Below are 16,009 nucleotides of genomic sequence, written 5' to 3'. Positions count from 1 at the left end.
GGTGATGGGGTGTGCGCTACGTCAGGCAAGACCTGCTACCGACGTCTTGGGCTGGACAAGGCGGGTTGGCGGAGCCGGAGGGATTCGAACCCTCGATAGGGCTTTACAACCCTATAACGGTTTAGCAAACCGCCGCCTTCAGCCACTCGGCCACAGCTCCATGAGGGCGGATATGCCCGACGCGAGGGCGAGCCGCAAGCGGCAGATTCAGGTTACGCCGGGGCTATTTGGTGGCGGTGCTGCCGCAGGCGTTCCTTCCGGTCGATCCCGTATCCCGCGGAGCAGCTCACACCGCTTCTTTTCAAGGCTTCGCATTCGATTCGGCGCCGGGGATGTAGCCCCGACCAAGGGCTTGGGAGCAGGCGCTTATATAAGGCGTCATCTTCGCCCGAAGCGAATGCATTTCGATCCCGGGGCTTTGGCAGTTCCTCGTGAGCTGGTTCCCTGGGAGCCGCCGGCCGAAACTGACCATGACGGCGGGGGCGCCGGCTTAGTCTTAATAATACTTGTCGTGACTCGCGCCCAAACCGGCTGCCGCGCGTCGCCTTTTCTATGCGCGTTTGTTCGATGCGGATTCGGCGAATCCCACCATTCGATTCGACGCAATTGAGATCACCCGGAGGTCAGAACCCGCTTGCTGCGCCGCCCACGCAACTATTCACGTGTCAAATAGAACTAATCAAAAATATCTATTAGAAACAAAGCCTTGCAGAAAAACTTCGATCACAAACACGTGTTATTTGTGCAACACCCTTCGGAAAAGGGGCGGAGTCGGGCCGTTCGAGGCGGTTCCTTTGTTGCTTGTGCAGAAGTCCTCGGTAATTGTGATCGGGCGACGGAGGGGGGCATCCCGAGGTCGTCCCGTTTTAGGTGGTTCGCTTAAGTCCCTCGCGTTCATGCGGGAGTGTCCGAAGGCGCGAAGTGGCTAAGCGGGTTTCAGGGGACAAGGGAACCAACCTTAGGGTGTTTCACCCAGCGGATCCGGAACCTTCCCTACAGAGCAACTTGGAGGTTTAACATGAAGATGGTTAAGAGCCTTATTCTCGGCTCAGCGGCGGGTCTGATCGCCATGAGCGGAGCTCAGGCGGCCGATCTTCCCGTCAAGGCCAAAGCGGTCGAGTACGTGAGGATCTGCTCCCTGTATGGTGCGGGTTTCTTCTATATCCCGGGCACCGACACCTGCATCAAGCTGGGTGGTTATCTGCGCGTCGACACCACGTTCAACGGCGGCATCTACGGCTCGCCGGCATGGAACGGCGATATCGGTCAGGGCAACCGCTACGCCAACTACTTCGCGGCCCGTTCTCGTCTGGCGCTGACGGTTGATACCCGCACCGCCACTGAATACGGCGTTGTCCGCACCTTCGGTCAGGCCAACATCCAGTTCAGCACGCTCGGCAACACCACCTTCAATCCGAACTCGCTGGCGACCAACCTCGGCAACAACACGAACCTGCTTGACTCCGCAGGCAACGGCTATGTCGCGGTCGACCAGATCTTCCTGCAGTTCGCAGGCTTCACCTTCGGTAAGTCGGTTTCGGCCTTTGCGTCGCCCTGGAACGGCTATCCGGGCAACAACAACTCGAACCTGATCGGCGGTCCGGACTACGTCACCGGCGTCAACAACATCCAGTACACCGCGCAGTTCGGCAACGGCGTGTCGGCCACCATCGGCCTGGACGAACCGACCGTGTACAACCGTACGACCATCGGATATCTGGCAACTTTCCCGGCAACCGCTGCTACTCCCACGGCACTCGCAACCAATCCGTCCAGTTCGGTCTCGACGCTCGGAGTTGCGCCGAACGCCTATGGTGGCGTCCATGCTCCGGATATTGTCGGCAACATCCGCGTCGACCAGGCCTGGGGTCTGTTCCAGATTGGCGGTTTGGCGCATCTCGTGAACCCTTCGTACAACGTGCTGACCTCGGCGGGCTTGCCGACGCCTCTGTCGGAAATCTCCGGTCACCCCGACTCGAAGTGGGGCGGCGCGGTGATGGCGGCCTTGCAGATCAAGAATCTGCCGACCGGTGCGGGCGATGACTTCAAGATCGACGCCACCTACGCCAAGGGCTCCACCAAGTCAGTGATCTCCACCAGCGGCACTTCGCCGAACTTTGCGATGTTCGGCGATACTAGCCGTGCGGGAGCCTATCAGAGCTACGGCTTTGGCTACACCAGTGACGGCGTATACGTCCCGGGTGGCGAGATCGAGCTTACGGATGCCTGGGGCGTCCGTGGTGCGTTCAACCACAACTGGGATCCCTACTGGTCGACCAGCCTCTGGGGTAGCTACGCCCAGGTTCGCTACAATGGTACAGCGACCGCGAACTACTGTGCGGCCTTCGCAGCCCCTGTAACGGGTCGCTCTTTCAGTGGCGACTTCACCTGCAACCCGGACTTCAATGTTGCGATGGTGGGTGCGGTCACCCGCTGGACCCCCGTCAGGAACCTGACGTTCTCGGCTGAAGTCGGCGCGTTCTTCCTCGACCAGAAGATGACGGGTGCGATCACGGCACAAGCTCCGGGCGCTACCAGCCCGAAGCCGGTTGCCACCTACGAGTTCCGGGACCAGAGCACTGTGTTCCTGAACATTCGCGCTCAGCGTAACTTCTGATCCCGAAAGACTTGAAACACTAGGAGAACCCCGGCAGGCAACTGCCGGGGTTTTTCATTGCAGCCCACATCTTTTGTTGTGAGTCGAATCTCCGTAGCAGAACAGCCACACCGGCGCGTTAAACTGAAACTCTTCACGGCGTTGTCATTCCACGCAAAAATTTTTGGATTACGTATGCAGCATGCATTTGCATGAAGCGCGGGGCATCGCGGGACACAACTTGCATAAGTCGCGGGGCATCGCGAACAGGAGATATATAACAATGAAAACAGCGCGAACTTTAATTTTAAGCTCGGCGGCAGGCTTGATCGCCCTGAGCGGCGCACAAGCGGCCGACCTTCCGGTCAAAGCCAAGGCAGTCGAATATGTCAGGGGCTGCTCGCTTTACGGCGCCGGCTTCTTCTACATCCCGGGCAGCGACACCTGCATCAAGCTCGGCGGCTACCTGCGCGCGGACGTCACGTTCAACGGCGGTGCGCACGGCGCCCCCGCCTGGAACGGTGATATCGGTCAGCAGAACCGCTACGCTAATTACTTCGTGGCCCGCTCCCGTATGGCGCTGACGGTCGATACCCGCACCGCTACCGAATACGGCGTCGTCCGCACCTTCGGCCAGGCTGACATTCAGTTCACCACGCTCGGCGGCAGCACGTTCAACCCCAACTCCCTCGCGACTAACCTCGGCAACAACCCGCAGCTTCTTGACACCGCGGGCAACGGCTATGTCGCGGTCGAATTCGTTTTCATCCAGTTCGCCGGCTTCACCTTCGGTAAGTCCGCCTCAGCCTATGCCACGCCGTGGCAGGGTTTCCCGGGCAATATCAACTCCTCCTTGCTCGGCGGTCACAACACCGATACCGGCGTCAACAACATCCAGTACACCGCCGAGTTCGGAAACGGCGTGTCGGCCTCGATCGGTCTCGACGACCCGACGGTGTGGGATCGCACCAGTGTCGGATATTTGGCGCTCTTCCCAGCCACTGCTGCCACTCCAACTGCACTCGCGACCAATCCGACCAGTTCAGTCAACGCGGTGGGGATTCCGTCCAACGCCTATGCCGGCGTCCACGCGCCCGACATCGTCGGCAGAATCCGGGTGGATCAGGCCTGGGGTCTGTTCCAGCTTTCGGCAGCCGCGCATGAAGTGAACGGTTCGTACAACACGCTGGGCGCGGGCGCTGTCCCGACCGCACTTTCCGAAATCAGCGGCCACCCCGAGAGCAAGTGGGGCGGCGCGGTGATGGCGGCGTTGCAGATCAAGAACATTCCGACCGGTGCAGGCGACGACATCAAGCTCGACGTTTCCTACGCCAAGGGCGCCACCAAGTACGTTATCGCCACCAGCGGCACCTCGCCGAACTTCGCGATGTTCGGCGATAGCGGCTTCGGCTATCAGAGCGTCGGCTTCGGCGCGACCACCGACGGCGTCTATTTCCCGGGCGCGGCCGGTACCGGCGGTATCGCTTTGACGACGGCCTGGGGCGTCCGTGGCGCGTTCAACCACAACTGGAATCCGAACTGGTCGACCAGCCTGTTCGGCAGCTACTCTGCCGTCAGGTACGATGGTGGCGCGAACGACAATCTGCTCGGTGCAGGAACCTCGACGGCCAAGGGCGCTTACTGCGCCGCTTTCAACGTTAGCCACCCGGGTCAGGCGTTGGTCGGGAATGCTGCGGGCAGCTATACCTGTAACCCCGACTTCAACGTCTCGCAGCTCGGCGTCGTTACCCGTTGGACCCCGGTCAAGAACCTGACGTTCTCGGGCGAAGTCCAGTGGTTCCATCTCGACCAGAAGATGTCGGGCTCCTCGGTGTTCACGGCGACCCCTCCGAAGCCGAACGCGCTCTACGAGTTCAAGGATCAGGACACGGTCCTACTCCAGTTCCGCGCCCAGCGTAACTTCTGACATTGATCCTGGGCGATGCGGCAGAAGTCGCATCGCCCTTGGCGCCGTACATCAAATCTGTACTGCTGCTATTCGACGCTGGCGCCGCGGTGCAGGTCGGCTTCAATTTGAAGCTTGGTCCCGCCGCCGAACCGCGCGCGATAGACCTGCAGGTTCTCCATAATCCGCTGCACATAGTTGCGCGTCTCGGAGAACGGGATCTGCTCGACCCAATCGACCGCGTCGACCTTGGGATCGCGGGGATCACCGTAACGCTCGATCCATTTCTTGACGCTGCCGCGACCGGCATTGTAGCCCGCGAAGGTCAGAATGTAGGAGCCGCGATAGTCCTCGAGCAGCCCGCCGAGCTCGGCCGCGCCGAGCATGGCGTTGTAGACCGAGTCCGTCTTCATCCGCTGAAGGTCAAAGCTGACGCCGGCCCGCTTGCAGACATAGCGACCGGCGTCCGGCGTCACCTGCATCAGCCCGTAGGCCTGGGCCGGTGAGACCACGGCCGGATTGAAGGCGCTTTCCTGCCGCGCGATCGAATAGACGACGCTGGGCTCGACCTCGGGCCCGATCTGCTTGAACGACGGGATGCCGGTGACGGGATAGGCGTAGACGTCGAACGGCAGGCCGCGATTGAGCGCGGCCTTGCCGAGCAGCAGCATGCCGCGGGCGTCGTGGTGGCGCGAGGTGAGCTCACCGAGACCCACCAGGGCTTCGGGATCGCCGTTCTCACCCATGTCGGCGAAAATCGGGATCGCGAGTTCGCGCTCGTCGAGGTCATACAGCAACTGCACCGCGCGAACGATCTCGAATCGCTCGACGCCGCGGCCGCGGGCGCTCGGGACGCCATTCAACTGAAGCTGCGGCAGGCCGAGCTTGGCGCGGGCGAGCTGACCATAATAACTGGTCGATTGTTCGGCCGCGCGCCCATAGGCCGCGCGGGCCTCTTGCGCGCGACCGGCCGCTTCCGCCGCGCGGCCTTGCCAATAGCCGGCGCGCGCCAATGCAGTCGGGTTTGCGCTGCCGACGCCGATGCGCGCGAAGTGCTGGGCTGCGACCGCAGGATCTTTCAGGAACCGCAGCGCAATCCAGCCAGCGGTGAATTCCTGTTCGGTCTTGTAGATGTCGCGCGTCGGCAGCGCCGCATCCCGCGCGATCAGATACGCGGTGCGATGCTCGCCGACATCGAGCATCTTGCGCGCCAGCAAGCGTCGCTCGATCCACCATTCGTTGAGATTGTGCAGGCGATTCGGGTCTTTCGGCGCGCTCAGCATGAGCTGCACGGCCTCATTGAACTTCTCTTCGCGGCGTAGGAGCTGGATTTTCGCGAAGATGTAGCCGGTTTCGCCGTGCAATTCGTGCGGCACCGCCTCAAGCAGCGCCCTGAGGTTGGAAGACTTCTTGTTGGCCGCGATCCGCGCTTTCGCAAGCGCGACGTGGCCTGAGCCGAGCCGCTTCGCGGCCCGCATGCCGCCGGCTTCCTGCTCGGTGCTGTAAAGCAGCGACTCCATCCGTGCCTTGTGGTCGCCCGCCGTCAGCAGCGCGCCGAACATATCGAGCGCGGCGTTCTCGGTGTCTTCCGACATGCCGTCGTGACGCCAGCCCTCGCGGACCAGCCGTTCGGCATTGGCGCGATCGCCGCGCGCGAGCATCGCCTTCGCCAGCGCGAACTTGCCCTTGGCCGAGATCGGCGATTCGTTCTCGAACCACGACCAGACGGTCGAATCGTCGCGGCGGTCGTCCCACAGCGCGGCCTCGATGCGCCGGCGCATGAAAGTCTGCGACGGCCAACTCGGATTGGCTGAAACAAACGCACGGTAGCGCTCGACCGAGGCATTGTTGTTGTCGCTGCGCAGGATCAGCCATTCCGCGAGCTTGCGAGCGACAGGGTCCGAGATCGCGGCTTGCACCTGCGTTGCATCGCCGGGCTTCTGCTTGCGCACCAATTCGATGACGTTCTCCAGCGCGTCCTTGTCGGCCTGAGAGGTCGAGGAGGTCGCGGCCACTGCGGCTGGGGCGTGTCTGCGCGGAGGCGGCGCGACAGCATGCTGGCGGGTCGCAGGCGCCAGAACAGGCGGCGGCGGGGCCGGCGCTGCATGCGCCGGCGCAGTCGATGCAGCCGGGGTGCCGGTGTTCGCCGTCGGCGCGGACTTGGGAACGACGTTGCGGGCAATCGGCCGCGGCTTCGGCACGGGAACTTTTGACTTGGCCCAGCTTTCCAGAGGGAAGGAGGTCAGTCCGACCGCCAGCGCTAGGCTTGTGGCCAGTGCGGTCGATCGCAACGCGGCGGCGCGGGCGGAAGGGATCACGGCTTTCCTCTGCGGCGGCGAATCATTCAATCGCTCCAGCCTTGGTCTATTTTGATTGAATATGTGGACAAAATGCTAAAAGCGTCGCGTTGGACCTGTTTGCGCCATCACCGCGGCAAAATCGCGGCTATCGGCCTTCGAGAAAGGCAAATGTCGGCCCGCGGCAGGAAAGCGTGTTGGAACAAGGCGCTAAGCGCCTGATGCACGGCCCTTTCGTCTGGTCGCCAGACCCGATATGAATTGAAATCCAGTTTCAGTCGTGCCGTTTCTTAAGCGTTGGAGGAAGTCCATGGCAGCCAAGACAAAATTTCGGGGGTCGTTCACCGCCTTGGTCACGCCATTCAAGAACGGCTCGGTCGACGAGTCCGCTTTCCGCGGCTTGGTGAACTGGCAGATCGCCGAAGGCACCCACGGCCTGGTCCCGGTCGGCACGACCGGTGAAAGTCCGACGCTGAGCCATGACGAGCACAAGCGCGTGGTCGAATGGTGCATCGACGAGGCGAAGGGCAAGGTGCCGGTGATTGCCGGCGCCGGCTCGAACTCGACCAAGGAAGCGGTCGAGCTTGCCGAGCATGCGGAAAAGGCGGGAGCGGATGCGGTGCTGGTGGTGACGCCGTACTACAACAAGCCCACCCAGGAAGGCATGTACCAGCACTTCAAGGCGATCAACGATGCCATTGGCATTCCGATCATCATCTACAACATTCCCGGCCGTTCCGTGATCGACATGTCGGTCGAGACCATGACGCGGCTATTCGCGCTGAAGAACATCGCCGGCGTCAAGGATGCGACCGCCAGCATGGTGCGGGTATCGCAGCAGCGCGCGGCGATGGGCGAGGACTTCAACCAATTGTCGGGCGAGGACGCCACTATCCTCGGCTACATGGCGCATGGCGGCCATGGCTGCATCTCGGTCACGTCCAACGTCGCGCCGCGGCTGTGCTCGGAATTCCACGCTGCATGGCAGAAGGGAGATCACGCCACCGCGCTCAAGCTGCACGACAAGCTGATGCCGCTGCACAACAACCTCTTCATCGAAAGCAATCCGGCGCCGGTGAAATACGCGCTCTCGCTGCTCGGCAAGATCGACGAGAAGCTGCGGCTGCCGATGGTGCCGGTTACCGAGCCGACGCGCCTCGCCGTGCGCAGCGCCATGGTCCATGCCGGCCTGATCAACTAGGTCGGTTCCGCTTCGCCTGAAGAACGAAGAGGGGAAGCCAACATGCTGAAGGAATTCCGCGAATTCGCGATGAAGGGTAACGTCGTCGACCTCGCGGTTGGCGTGATCATCGGTGCGGCCTTCGGCGCCATCGTGACCTCGCTGGTCGGCGACGTCATCATGCCGGTCATCGGCGCGATCACAGGCGGACTTGATTTCTCCAACTATTTCACGCCACTGTCGAAGGCGGTAAACGCCAGCAACCTGGCGGACGCCAAAAAGCAAGGCGCCGTACTGGCTTGGGGTAATTTCCTTACGCTGACACTGAACTTCCTCATCGTCGCCTTTGTGCTGTTCGTCGTTATTCGCGCGATGAACAAGCTGAAGCGCAAGGACGAAGCTGCGCCCGCGCCGCCGAAGCTGACCCGACAGGAAGAACTGCTGATCGAGATCCGCGATCTCCTCAAGAAGGGCTAGTGCCGCCGATTTGAGGTCACCACAGTGTTTGCCGCGAGTCCGCGTGGGGGACCTCAAATCGAAAAGCGGCCCTAGCAATCATAAGTTTGCTGGTGCCCTTTGTCTTCCGAAGTTCGTATAACGGGCTCCGCAATTACTGTACGAACTTCGGAATAGGGCACTAGCCGTGGCTGATAAGAACGAACGCCCAATCAAGGTCGTCGCCGAAAACCGCAAGGCCCGATTCAATTATGCAATCGAGGACACGGTCGAGGCTGGCATCGCGCTGACCGGAACCGAAGTAAAGTCGATCCGCAATGGCAAGACCACCATTGCGGAGTCCTATGCGGATTCCAAGGACGGCGAGATCTGGCTGATAAACGCCAATATTCCGGAATATCTGCAGGCCAACCGCTTCAACCACGAGCCGAAACGGCCGCGCAAATTGCTGTTGCACCGAAAGCAGATCAACAAGCTGATGGGCGCGGTCGATCGCGAAGGCATGACGCTGATTCCGCTAAAGCTCTATTTCAACGAGCGCGGCCGCGCCAAGCTGTTGCTGGCGATCGCCAAGGGCAAGAAGCTGCACGACAAGCGCGAGAGCGAAAAGAAGCGCGACTGGGGCCGGGAAAAAGGCCGCCTGATGCGGGCGAGAGGATAGAGGGTGAATGGCGAATAGCGAGTGGCGAATAGTAAATTCCATTCCTCTATTCGCTACTCGCCATTCGCTACTCGCCCCTTGGAGGAGAGAAGATGGCTCAATCCAACCTGCATGAAGTCGACTGGAGCAAGATCCCCCCGCCGGTCGACGATGGCGCCGCGGCGCATCTCGTCGGCATGGCGATTCCGCCAGTCACGCTGCTGGCCACCGACGATAGTTCGGTGACGCTCTCGGCGCTTCCCGGCCGCACCGTGGTGTTCGCCTATCCCCGCACCGGGTCGCCGGGCAAGATCAGCCTGGTCGACGACTGGGACATGATTCCCGGCGCGCGCGGCTGCACGCCGCAAACCTGCTCGTTCCGCGATCTGTTTGCGGAGTTGAAAGCGGCCGGCACCAGGCAGGTGTTCGGCCTATCGACCCAGGACAACGTCTACCAGACCGAAATGGCGTCACGGCTGCATTTGCCGTTTCCGGTTCTGTCGGATGAAAAGCTTAAGCTCACCCGCGCCCTGAATTTGCCGACGATGGAGGTGGCGGGACTGACGTTGATCAAGCGGCTGGCGCTGATCGTGGACGATGGGCGCATTGCCCACGTGTTCTATCCGGTTTTCCCGCCCGACCGGAACGCCGCCGACGTACTGGCATGGCTGAGGGAAAATCCGCGGTAAAGGTGTTCTGTTCGCTTTGCCCACCCTTACGACTCTACGACTCCAAGTCCTTCCGCACTTTTGCAAAGACGTCGCGAAACATCTCCGGTGTCAGCACCCGCGTGTTGGTGTTGTAGCGTGAGCAGTGATAGCTGTCGTAGAGCTTGATATTGCCCGCCTTGTACACAGCGCCGTGCGCAAAGGGGGCCGCGCCATTGCGCAGGCCGAGCGCCTTCAGGGTCGAGTCATGTGCAATGCGGCCGAGCAGCACGATCGCGCGCAGTTTGGGCATGGTCGCAATTGTCGTCGCCAGAAATTGCCGGCAGGTGCTGATCTCGACCGGCAGCGGCTTGTTTTGCGGCGGCACGCAGCGCACCGCGTTGCTGATCCGGCAGTCAACGAGCTTCAGTCCGTCGTCCGGTCGCGCCTGGTAGACGCCCTTCGCAAAGCCGTATTCCAGCAGGGTCGCATACAAGAGATCGCCAGCGTAGTCGCCGGTGAACGGGCGTCCGGTCCGGTTGGCTCCCTGCAGGCCCGGCGCCAGCCCGACAATCAACAGTTGCGCGGAGGCATCGCCGAACGAAGCGACCGGCGAGTTGTGCCAGCCCGGCTCGCGGGCACGAGCCTGCGCGCGGAATTCGGCGAGCCTCGGGCAGAGCGGGCAGTCGCGGTCGGGTTCGGCGGCCGCAGGGGCGGGGAGATTAGCCATCAGTCCAAAGCATTTTCGAGCGAAATCCAGTCACGGACCTGATCCGGCGTCGATACCGGTTCGCCTCAGATGCGCGCGCCAAAACAAAAAGCCCCGGTTCTGTTTTCAATCAGAACCGAGGCTCTAGCAGTGTACTGGCTCATGCTCAATCGTCGAAATCGTCGTCGCCGGCGCGTGGCGCCACGGTGGTCGCGCGCTGCAGGAATTGCGGCGAGTGGTGACGCGGCTCGCGCGGGGCAGGGCGCTCGGAGGGATCGCGGCCCAGCTTTGATTGCAGCTCGACAAGATCGGTGAAGACATCGGCCTGGCGGCGCAGTTCGTCGGCGATCATCGGCGGCTGGCTCGAAATGGTCGACACGACCGTAACGCGAACGCCGCGGCGCTGCACCGCTTCAACCAGCGAGCGGAAATCGCCGTCGCCCGAAAACAACACGATCTGATCGACATGCTCGGCGAGTTCCATGGCATCGACGGCGAGTTCGATATCCATGTTGCCCTTCACCTTGCGGCGGCCGGATGCGTCGATGAATTCCTTCGTTGCCTTGGTGACGACGGTGTAGCCGTTGTAGTCGAGCCAGTCGATCAATGGACGGATCGAGGAGTATTCCTGATCCTCGATGATTGCCGTGTAGTAAAACGCACGCAACAGCGTTCCGCGGCTCTGAAATTCCTTGAGAAGGCGCTTGTAATCGATGTCGAAGCCGAGCGTCTTGGCCGTTGCGTAGAGGTTGGCGCCATCGATGAAGAGCGCAATCTTGTTGGAAGCTGGTGACATCAAATGGTTCTCACGTTGTTGTTAGCTTTTCTAGCGCAGCGGCCAACGACCGCGCGCACTTTCCAGTTCTGTTGCCTAAAGTTCGGTGAATCGTGCCCCACGACAGTCACCACTGCAATTATGGTGAGGCGAGGGCGAAAAACCTATACTTTTGACATGCAATGAAGAGATTTACTTGTCCTGTACGGCAACCCTGCCGCGTCTGGACGCTCCGGCCCTTCTGGCCCCAAGGGTTGGCGTATCAGAGCCCATTGGGAAGGCAAATCACAAATTTGGTCTTGCGAAAGGCCGCCTGCCACTATAACTAGCGCCCATAACCGACATATTTGGCCCCATTTAACGGAGCGACAGTCTATGGCGCGCGTCACCGTGGAAGATTGCATTGACAAGGTCGACAACCGGTTCGACCTGGTGCTGCTGGCGGCGCATCGCGCCCGTATGATTTCGTCCGGATCGCAACTCACGGTTGATCGCGATAACGACAAAAATCCGGTCGTTTCGCTGCGGGAAATCGCCGATTCCACTATTTCCCCGGAAGACCTCCGCGAGGAACTGGTTCATTCCCTGCAGAAATTCGTCGAGGTCGACGAGCCTGAGCCCGATACCGTGCCTTTGATCGGCTCGGCCGGCGCCAGCGTCGATGCCGACGACACCGAGGTTGCGGTCGAGCGCATGACCGAGGAAGAACTCCTCAAGGGGCTGGAAGGCCTGGCGCCGCCGGAAGAGCAGCCCGAAGAGGACGAGTAACCCGGAACCTTCCGGTCCGTCCCGAACTCCCGATCTGCCAAAGGCCCGGACGCCAGTCCGGGCCTTTGCTTTTGTTGACATTTTTGCGGTTACAATGCGTCCTTGGCTGGCGCGGCCGAAAACGGCTGACTCGCTGGGCCGACAGGCTACCGGGTTGGGCGTTGGATGGCCGCAGGCCCAAGCGAAATTGAACCGTATCGCGGCCCGCGCGGCGTGTATCGCCGTTCGAAAACGCATTAGATACGTAAACGAGATACGTAACGGCGGGACCCGTCCGGGTCTGGTGGAAGAAGGTAGTGATGTGATGGCGTATTGGCGCCGCAGCTCCTGGCAAATGCAGGCCGCGACCGGCCAGGTCGCGGTTGCGCCGGGGTCGGCTGTGGCGGAGAAGCCGAAGCGCTCGCGCATGATGCGGCAATACGATCTGGTCGAGCGCGTCCGCTCGTACAATCCGGATACCAACGAAGACCTGCTCAATCGCGCCTATGTCTACGCCATGAAGGCGCATGGCACGCAGACGCGCGCGTCCGGCGATCCCTATTTCTCGCATCCGCTCGAGGTCGCGGCGATCCTGACCAACCTCAAGCTCGACGACGCCACCATCGTCGCCGCGCTGCTGCACGACACCATCGAGGATACCGAGGCGACGCGCGCCGAGATCGACAATATCTTCGGTCACGAGATCGGCGCGCTGGTCGAAGGGCTCACCAAGCTGAAGCGGCTGGAGCTGGTCTCGCGCGAAGCCAAGCAGGCCGAGAATCTGCGCAAGCTCTTGCTGGCGATCGCCGACGACGTCCGCGTTCTCCTGATCAAGCTGGCCGATCGCCTGCATAACATGCGCACGCTGGAATTCGTGCCGCACGCCTCGCGCCGCCGCATTGCCGAGGAGACGCTCGATATCTATGCGCCGCTCGCTGGTCGCATGGGTATGCATGAGATGCGCGAGGAACTGGAAGATCTGTCCTTCCACGTGCTCGATCCTGAAGCCTATGCGGTGGTGAAGCAGCGGCTCGACGCGCTTGCCGACCGCAACCGCAATCTGATTGGCGAGATCGAAAGCCAGCTCTCCAAGAACCTGCAGAAGAACGGGATCACTGCGCGCGTCTATGGCCGCCGCAAGCAACCGTTCTCGATCTGGACCAAAATGGAGCGCAAGTCGGTCGGCTTCGAGCAATTGTCCGACATCTACGGTTTCCGCATCATTCTGAGCGACGCCGAGTCTTGCTACCGCGCGCTCGGCGTGGTGCATACCACCTGGCCGGTGGTGCCCGGACGCTTCAAGGACTACATTTCGACACCGAAGCAGAACGACTATCGCTCGCTGCACACCACCGTGATCGGCCCCGGCAACCAGCGCGTGGAATTGCAGATCCGTACCGAGGAAATGAACCGGGTCGCCGAGTTCGGCATTGCCGCGCACGCCTTCTACAAGGACGGCATGGGCTCGCCGACCGAGCGGCTCAAGCACGAATCCAACGCCTTTGCCTGGCTGCGCCATACTATCGGAATTCTCTCCGACAGCGCCAATCCGGAAGAGTTTCTGGAGCACACCAAGCTCGAATTGTTCCACGACCAGGTGTTCTGCTTCACCCCGAAGGGCAAACTGATCGCGCTGCCGCGGCAAGCCAATGTGATCGACTTCGCCTATGCGGTGCATACCGATGTCGGCAACTCGGCAGTCGGCTGCAAGATCAACGGCAAATTCGCGCCGCTGTCGTCCGAATTGCAGAACGGCGACGAGGTCGAGGTTTTGACCTCGCAGGCGCAGTCGGCGCCGCCCTCGGCCTGGGAATCGCTCGCGATCACCGGCAAGGCGCGCGCGGCGATCCGGCGCGCGACCCGTACCGCGGTGCGCGATCAATATGCGGGACTTGGCCGCCGCATCGTCGACCGCCTGTTTGCCCGCGCCAAGATCGAATACGCCGACGACAAGCTGAAGGGTGCATTGCCGCGCCTGGCGCGCGCCTCGATCGAGGACGTGATGGCCTCCGTCGGACGTGGTGAACTGAAGGCCTCCGACGTCGCCCGCGCGATGTACCCGGACTACAAGGAAGAGCGGTTGGTGAAGTACGGGGCGGCCAAGAAGAGCCTCGCGGTAAAATTGAAGCTGAAGTCGCCGCCGCATCCGGCGCGCAGCACCTCCGTGATCCCGGTGCGCGGCATCAATTCGGATTTGCCGGTGAAGTTTGCGCCGAACGGTGGTGCGGTTCCGGGCGACCGCATCGTCGGCATCGTCACGCCGGGCGAGGGGATCACGATCTATCCGATCCAGTCGCCGGCGCTGAAGGATTTCGAGGAGGAGCCGGAGCGCTGGCTCGACGTGCGCTGGGATATCGATGAAGCCATGCCGCAGCGTTTCCCGGCGCGGATCCTGGTGCACAACGTCAACGAGCCCGGCAGCCTCGCCCAGGTCGCCACCGTGATCGCCGAGCACGACGGCAATATCGACAATATCAGCATGTCGCGCCGCTCGCCCGATTTCACCGAGCTGACCATCGATCTCGAGGTCTATGACCTCAAGCATCTCAGTGCAATTATCGCTCAATTGCGTGCCAAGGCCGTCGTCGCCAAGGTCGAGCGTGTCAATGGGTAGGCGATATCGTCATTGCAGGGCAAAAGCGCGAAGCGCGTCTCTTGCACTAAGCGACCCGGCAATCCATCCTTCTCAAGTAGATGGATGCGCAGGTCACGCCCGCGTATGACGTGCTGTGCTATCGAAGTCGCCCGTAAGCTTGCCTGTGAGTCCGGTCATGCCCGTTCCCCCGCTCCGCCTCGGCGTCAATGTCGACCACGTCGCCACCTTGCGCAACGCGCGGCGCGGCGAGCGGCCGGATCCGGTGCGCGCCGCGCTATTGGCGATCGAGGCTGGCGCCGACGGCATCACCGCGCATCTGCGTGAGGACCGCCGCCACATCCGCGACAGCGACATGGCGCGGCTGAAGGCCGAAATATCAAAGCCGCTGAATTTCGAGATGGCGGCAACGGAAGACATGCTGCGGATTTCGCTAGCGACAAAACCCCACGCCGTATGCCTGGTGCCGGAGCGCCGCGAAGAACTCACCACCGAGGGCGGGCTCGACGTGGTCGGACAGCACAACGTGCTGGCCCCGTTCATCGCGCGGCTCAACGATGCCGGCATCCGGGTGTCGCTGTTCATCGCCGCCGACCCGCCGCAGATCGAGATGGCGGCAAAGTTGCGCGCACCCGTGATCGAAATCCACACCGGCGGCTGGTGCGACGCCGTGGTCGACGGCCACGCTGACAAGGCCGAGGCGGAATGGCGGCGAATCGTCGAGGGCGCCGCCTTGGCGCGCGCGGCGGGGCTGGAGGTTCATGCCGGCCACGGCCTCGACTACCAGACCGCCGAGACGATTTCAGCGCTACCTGAGATCGCCGAGCTCAACATCGGCTATTTCATGATGGGGGAGGCCCTGTTCGTCGGCCTTGGCGAGACTGTGCGACAGATGCGCTCCGCAATGGACCGTGGCCGCCAGAAAGTCGCGGGCCGGCCATGATCATCGGCATCGGTTCCGACCTGATCGACATCACACGGGTTGCCAAGGTGATCGAGCGCCATGGCGACCGCTTCCTCGACCGCATCTTTACCGACACCGAGCGCGCCAAGGCGGCGCGCCGCGCCAACAGCGAAAAAATGGTGGTCGCGACCTATGCCAAGCGGTTCGCGGCCAAGGAGGCCTGTTCCAAGGCTCTCGGCACCGGCATCCGGCGTGGCGTCTGGTGGCGGGACATGGGGGTGGTGAACATGCCGGGGGGACGGCCGACCATGAAACTCACCGGCGGCGCGCTGGCCCGGCTCGAAGCGTTGACGCCGGAGGGCTTCGAGGCGCGAATCGATCTGTCGATCACCGATGACTGGCCGCTGGCGCAGGCCTTCGTCATAATTTCGGCGGTCACACCCGGCAAATCATGAACCGCGCAGGCGTTTGCGCCGGGGAAGCGGGAAAAACTAAAAACCATTGAGATATCAATGGATTATGAAGTTTTGACAAGGCGCTTGATTGCGCGCCCACGAAC

The 16,009-nt window shown here is 61.9% G+C and carries 13 protein-coding genes and 1 tRNA gene; 10 read left to right on the top strand and 4 right to left on the bottom strand.

Translation table 11 applies throughout. The features are described 5' to 3' along the window. Positions 1-66: 66 nt before the first annotated feature. Positions 67-160, bottom strand: a tRNA-Ser gene (locus V1290_RS04040). Positions 161-1,018: 858 nt separating this feature from the next. Here V1290_RS04040 and V1290_RS04035 point away from each other — a divergent pair. Together V1290_RS04035 and V1290_RS04030 are read left to right on the top strand one after the other, a co-directional pair. Continuing rightward, a complete protein-coding gene (locus V1290_RS04035) occupies positions 1,019-2,617 on the top strand; it encodes a porin (RefSeq protein WP_334363129.1) in 1,599 nt (532 codons plus the stop codon). 262 nt (positions 2,618-2,879) lie between these two features. Then, positions 2,880-4,523 (top strand): porin, encoded by a 1,644-nt coding sequence (locus V1290_RS04030; protein ID WP_334363128.1) that lies wholly within the window; start codon positions 2,880-2,882, stop codon positions 4,521-4,523. A 68-nt stretch (positions 4,524-4,591) separates the two neighbouring features. On the opposite strand, the gene V1290_RS04025 is transcribed toward V1290_RS04030, so the two are convergent. Next, a complete protein-coding gene (locus V1290_RS04025; protein WP_442893754.1) occupies positions 4,592-6,820 on the bottom strand; it encodes a lytic transglycosylase domain-containing protein in 2,229 nt (742 codons plus the stop codon). A 289-nt stretch (positions 6,821-7,109) separates the two neighbouring features. Between V1290_RS04025 and dapA the strand changes: the two genes are divergently transcribed. From dapA to V1290_RS04005, 4 genes are all read left to right on the top strand, one after another. After that, entirely contained in the window at positions 7,110-8,000 is an 891-nt protein-coding gene (dapA, locus tag V1290_RS04020) for a 4-hydroxy-tetrahydrodipicolinate synthase (protein ID WP_334363127.1), read from the top strand. 42 nt (positions 8,001-8,042) lie between these two features. Further along, positions 8,043-8,456, top strand: a complete 414-nt coding sequence (gene mscL, locus V1290_RS04015; protein WP_334363126.1) for a large conductance mechanosensitive channel protein MscL — start codon at positions 8,043-8,045, stop codon at positions 8,454-8,456. Between the two features lie 166 nt (positions 8,457-8,622). Further along, positions 8,623-9,096, top strand: coding sequence for an SsrA-binding protein SmpB (gene smpB / locus V1290_RS04010; RefSeq protein ID WP_057845702.1), 474 nt, complete (start codon positions 8,623-8,625; stop codon positions 9,094-9,096). 92 nt (positions 9,097-9,188) lie between these two features. Continuing rightward, a complete protein-coding gene (locus V1290_RS04005) occupies positions 9,189-9,764 on the top strand; it encodes a peroxiredoxin (protein WP_334363124.1) in 576 nt (191 codons plus the stop codon). 34 nt (positions 9,765-9,798) lie between these two features. On the opposite strand, the gene V1290_RS04000 is transcribed toward V1290_RS04005, so the two are convergent. Both V1290_RS04000 and V1290_RS03995 read right to left on the bottom strand, forming a co-directional pair. Beyond that, positions 9,799-10,452, bottom strand: coding sequence for a uracil-DNA glycosylase (locus V1290_RS04000; protein WP_334363123.1), 654 nt, complete (start codon positions 10,450-10,452; stop codon positions 9,799-9,801). Between the two features lie 145 nt (positions 10,453-10,597). After that, a complete protein-coding gene (locus V1290_RS03995) occupies positions 10,598-11,227 on the bottom strand; it encodes a LabA-like NYN domain-containing protein (protein WP_028345653.1) in 630 nt (209 codons plus the stop codon). 354 nt (positions 11,228-11,581) lie between these two features. Here V1290_RS03995 and rpoZ point away from each other — a divergent pair, with 354 nt between their 5' ends. The 4 genes from rpoZ (at position 11,582) to acpS (ending at position 15,905) form a co-directional block, all read left to right on the top strand. Continuing rightward, complete coding sequence (gene rpoZ / locus V1290_RS03990; protein WP_024512695.1) at positions 11,582-11,974, top strand: DNA-directed RNA polymerase subunit omega; 393 nt, start codon at positions 11,582-11,584, stop codon at positions 11,972-11,974. Positions 11,975-12,278: 304 nt separating this feature from the next. Next, a complete protein-coding gene (locus V1290_RS03985) occupies positions 12,279-14,567 on the top strand; it encodes a RelA/SpoT family protein (RefSeq protein ID WP_334363121.1) in 2,289 nt (762 codons plus the stop codon). A gap of 157 nt (positions 14,568-14,724) precedes the next feature. Beyond that, positions 14,725-15,489: a pyridoxine 5'-phosphate synthase gene (locus V1290_RS03980; protein WP_334363120.1), complete on the top strand. Its 765-nt coding sequence runs from the start codon at positions 14,725-14,727 to the stop codon at positions 15,487-15,489. Continuing rightward, on the top strand, positions 15,486-15,905 hold the full coding sequence (gene acpS / locus V1290_RS03975; RefSeq protein WP_334363119.1) for a holo-ACP synthase: 420 nt from the start codon (positions 15,486-15,488) through the stop codon (positions 15,903-15,905). The genes V1290_RS03980 and acpS overlap by 4 nt, the downstream gene beginning before the upstream one ends. Positions 15,906-16,009 lie beyond the last annotated feature (104 nt).

Source organism: Bradyrhizobium sp. AZCC 1578 (assembly GCF_036924675.1).
GTDB lineage: Bacteria > Pseudomonadota > Alphaproteobacteria > Rhizobiales > Xanthobacteraceae > Bradyrhizobium.
This window is presented reverse-complemented; position numbering and strand designations above follow the sequence as displayed.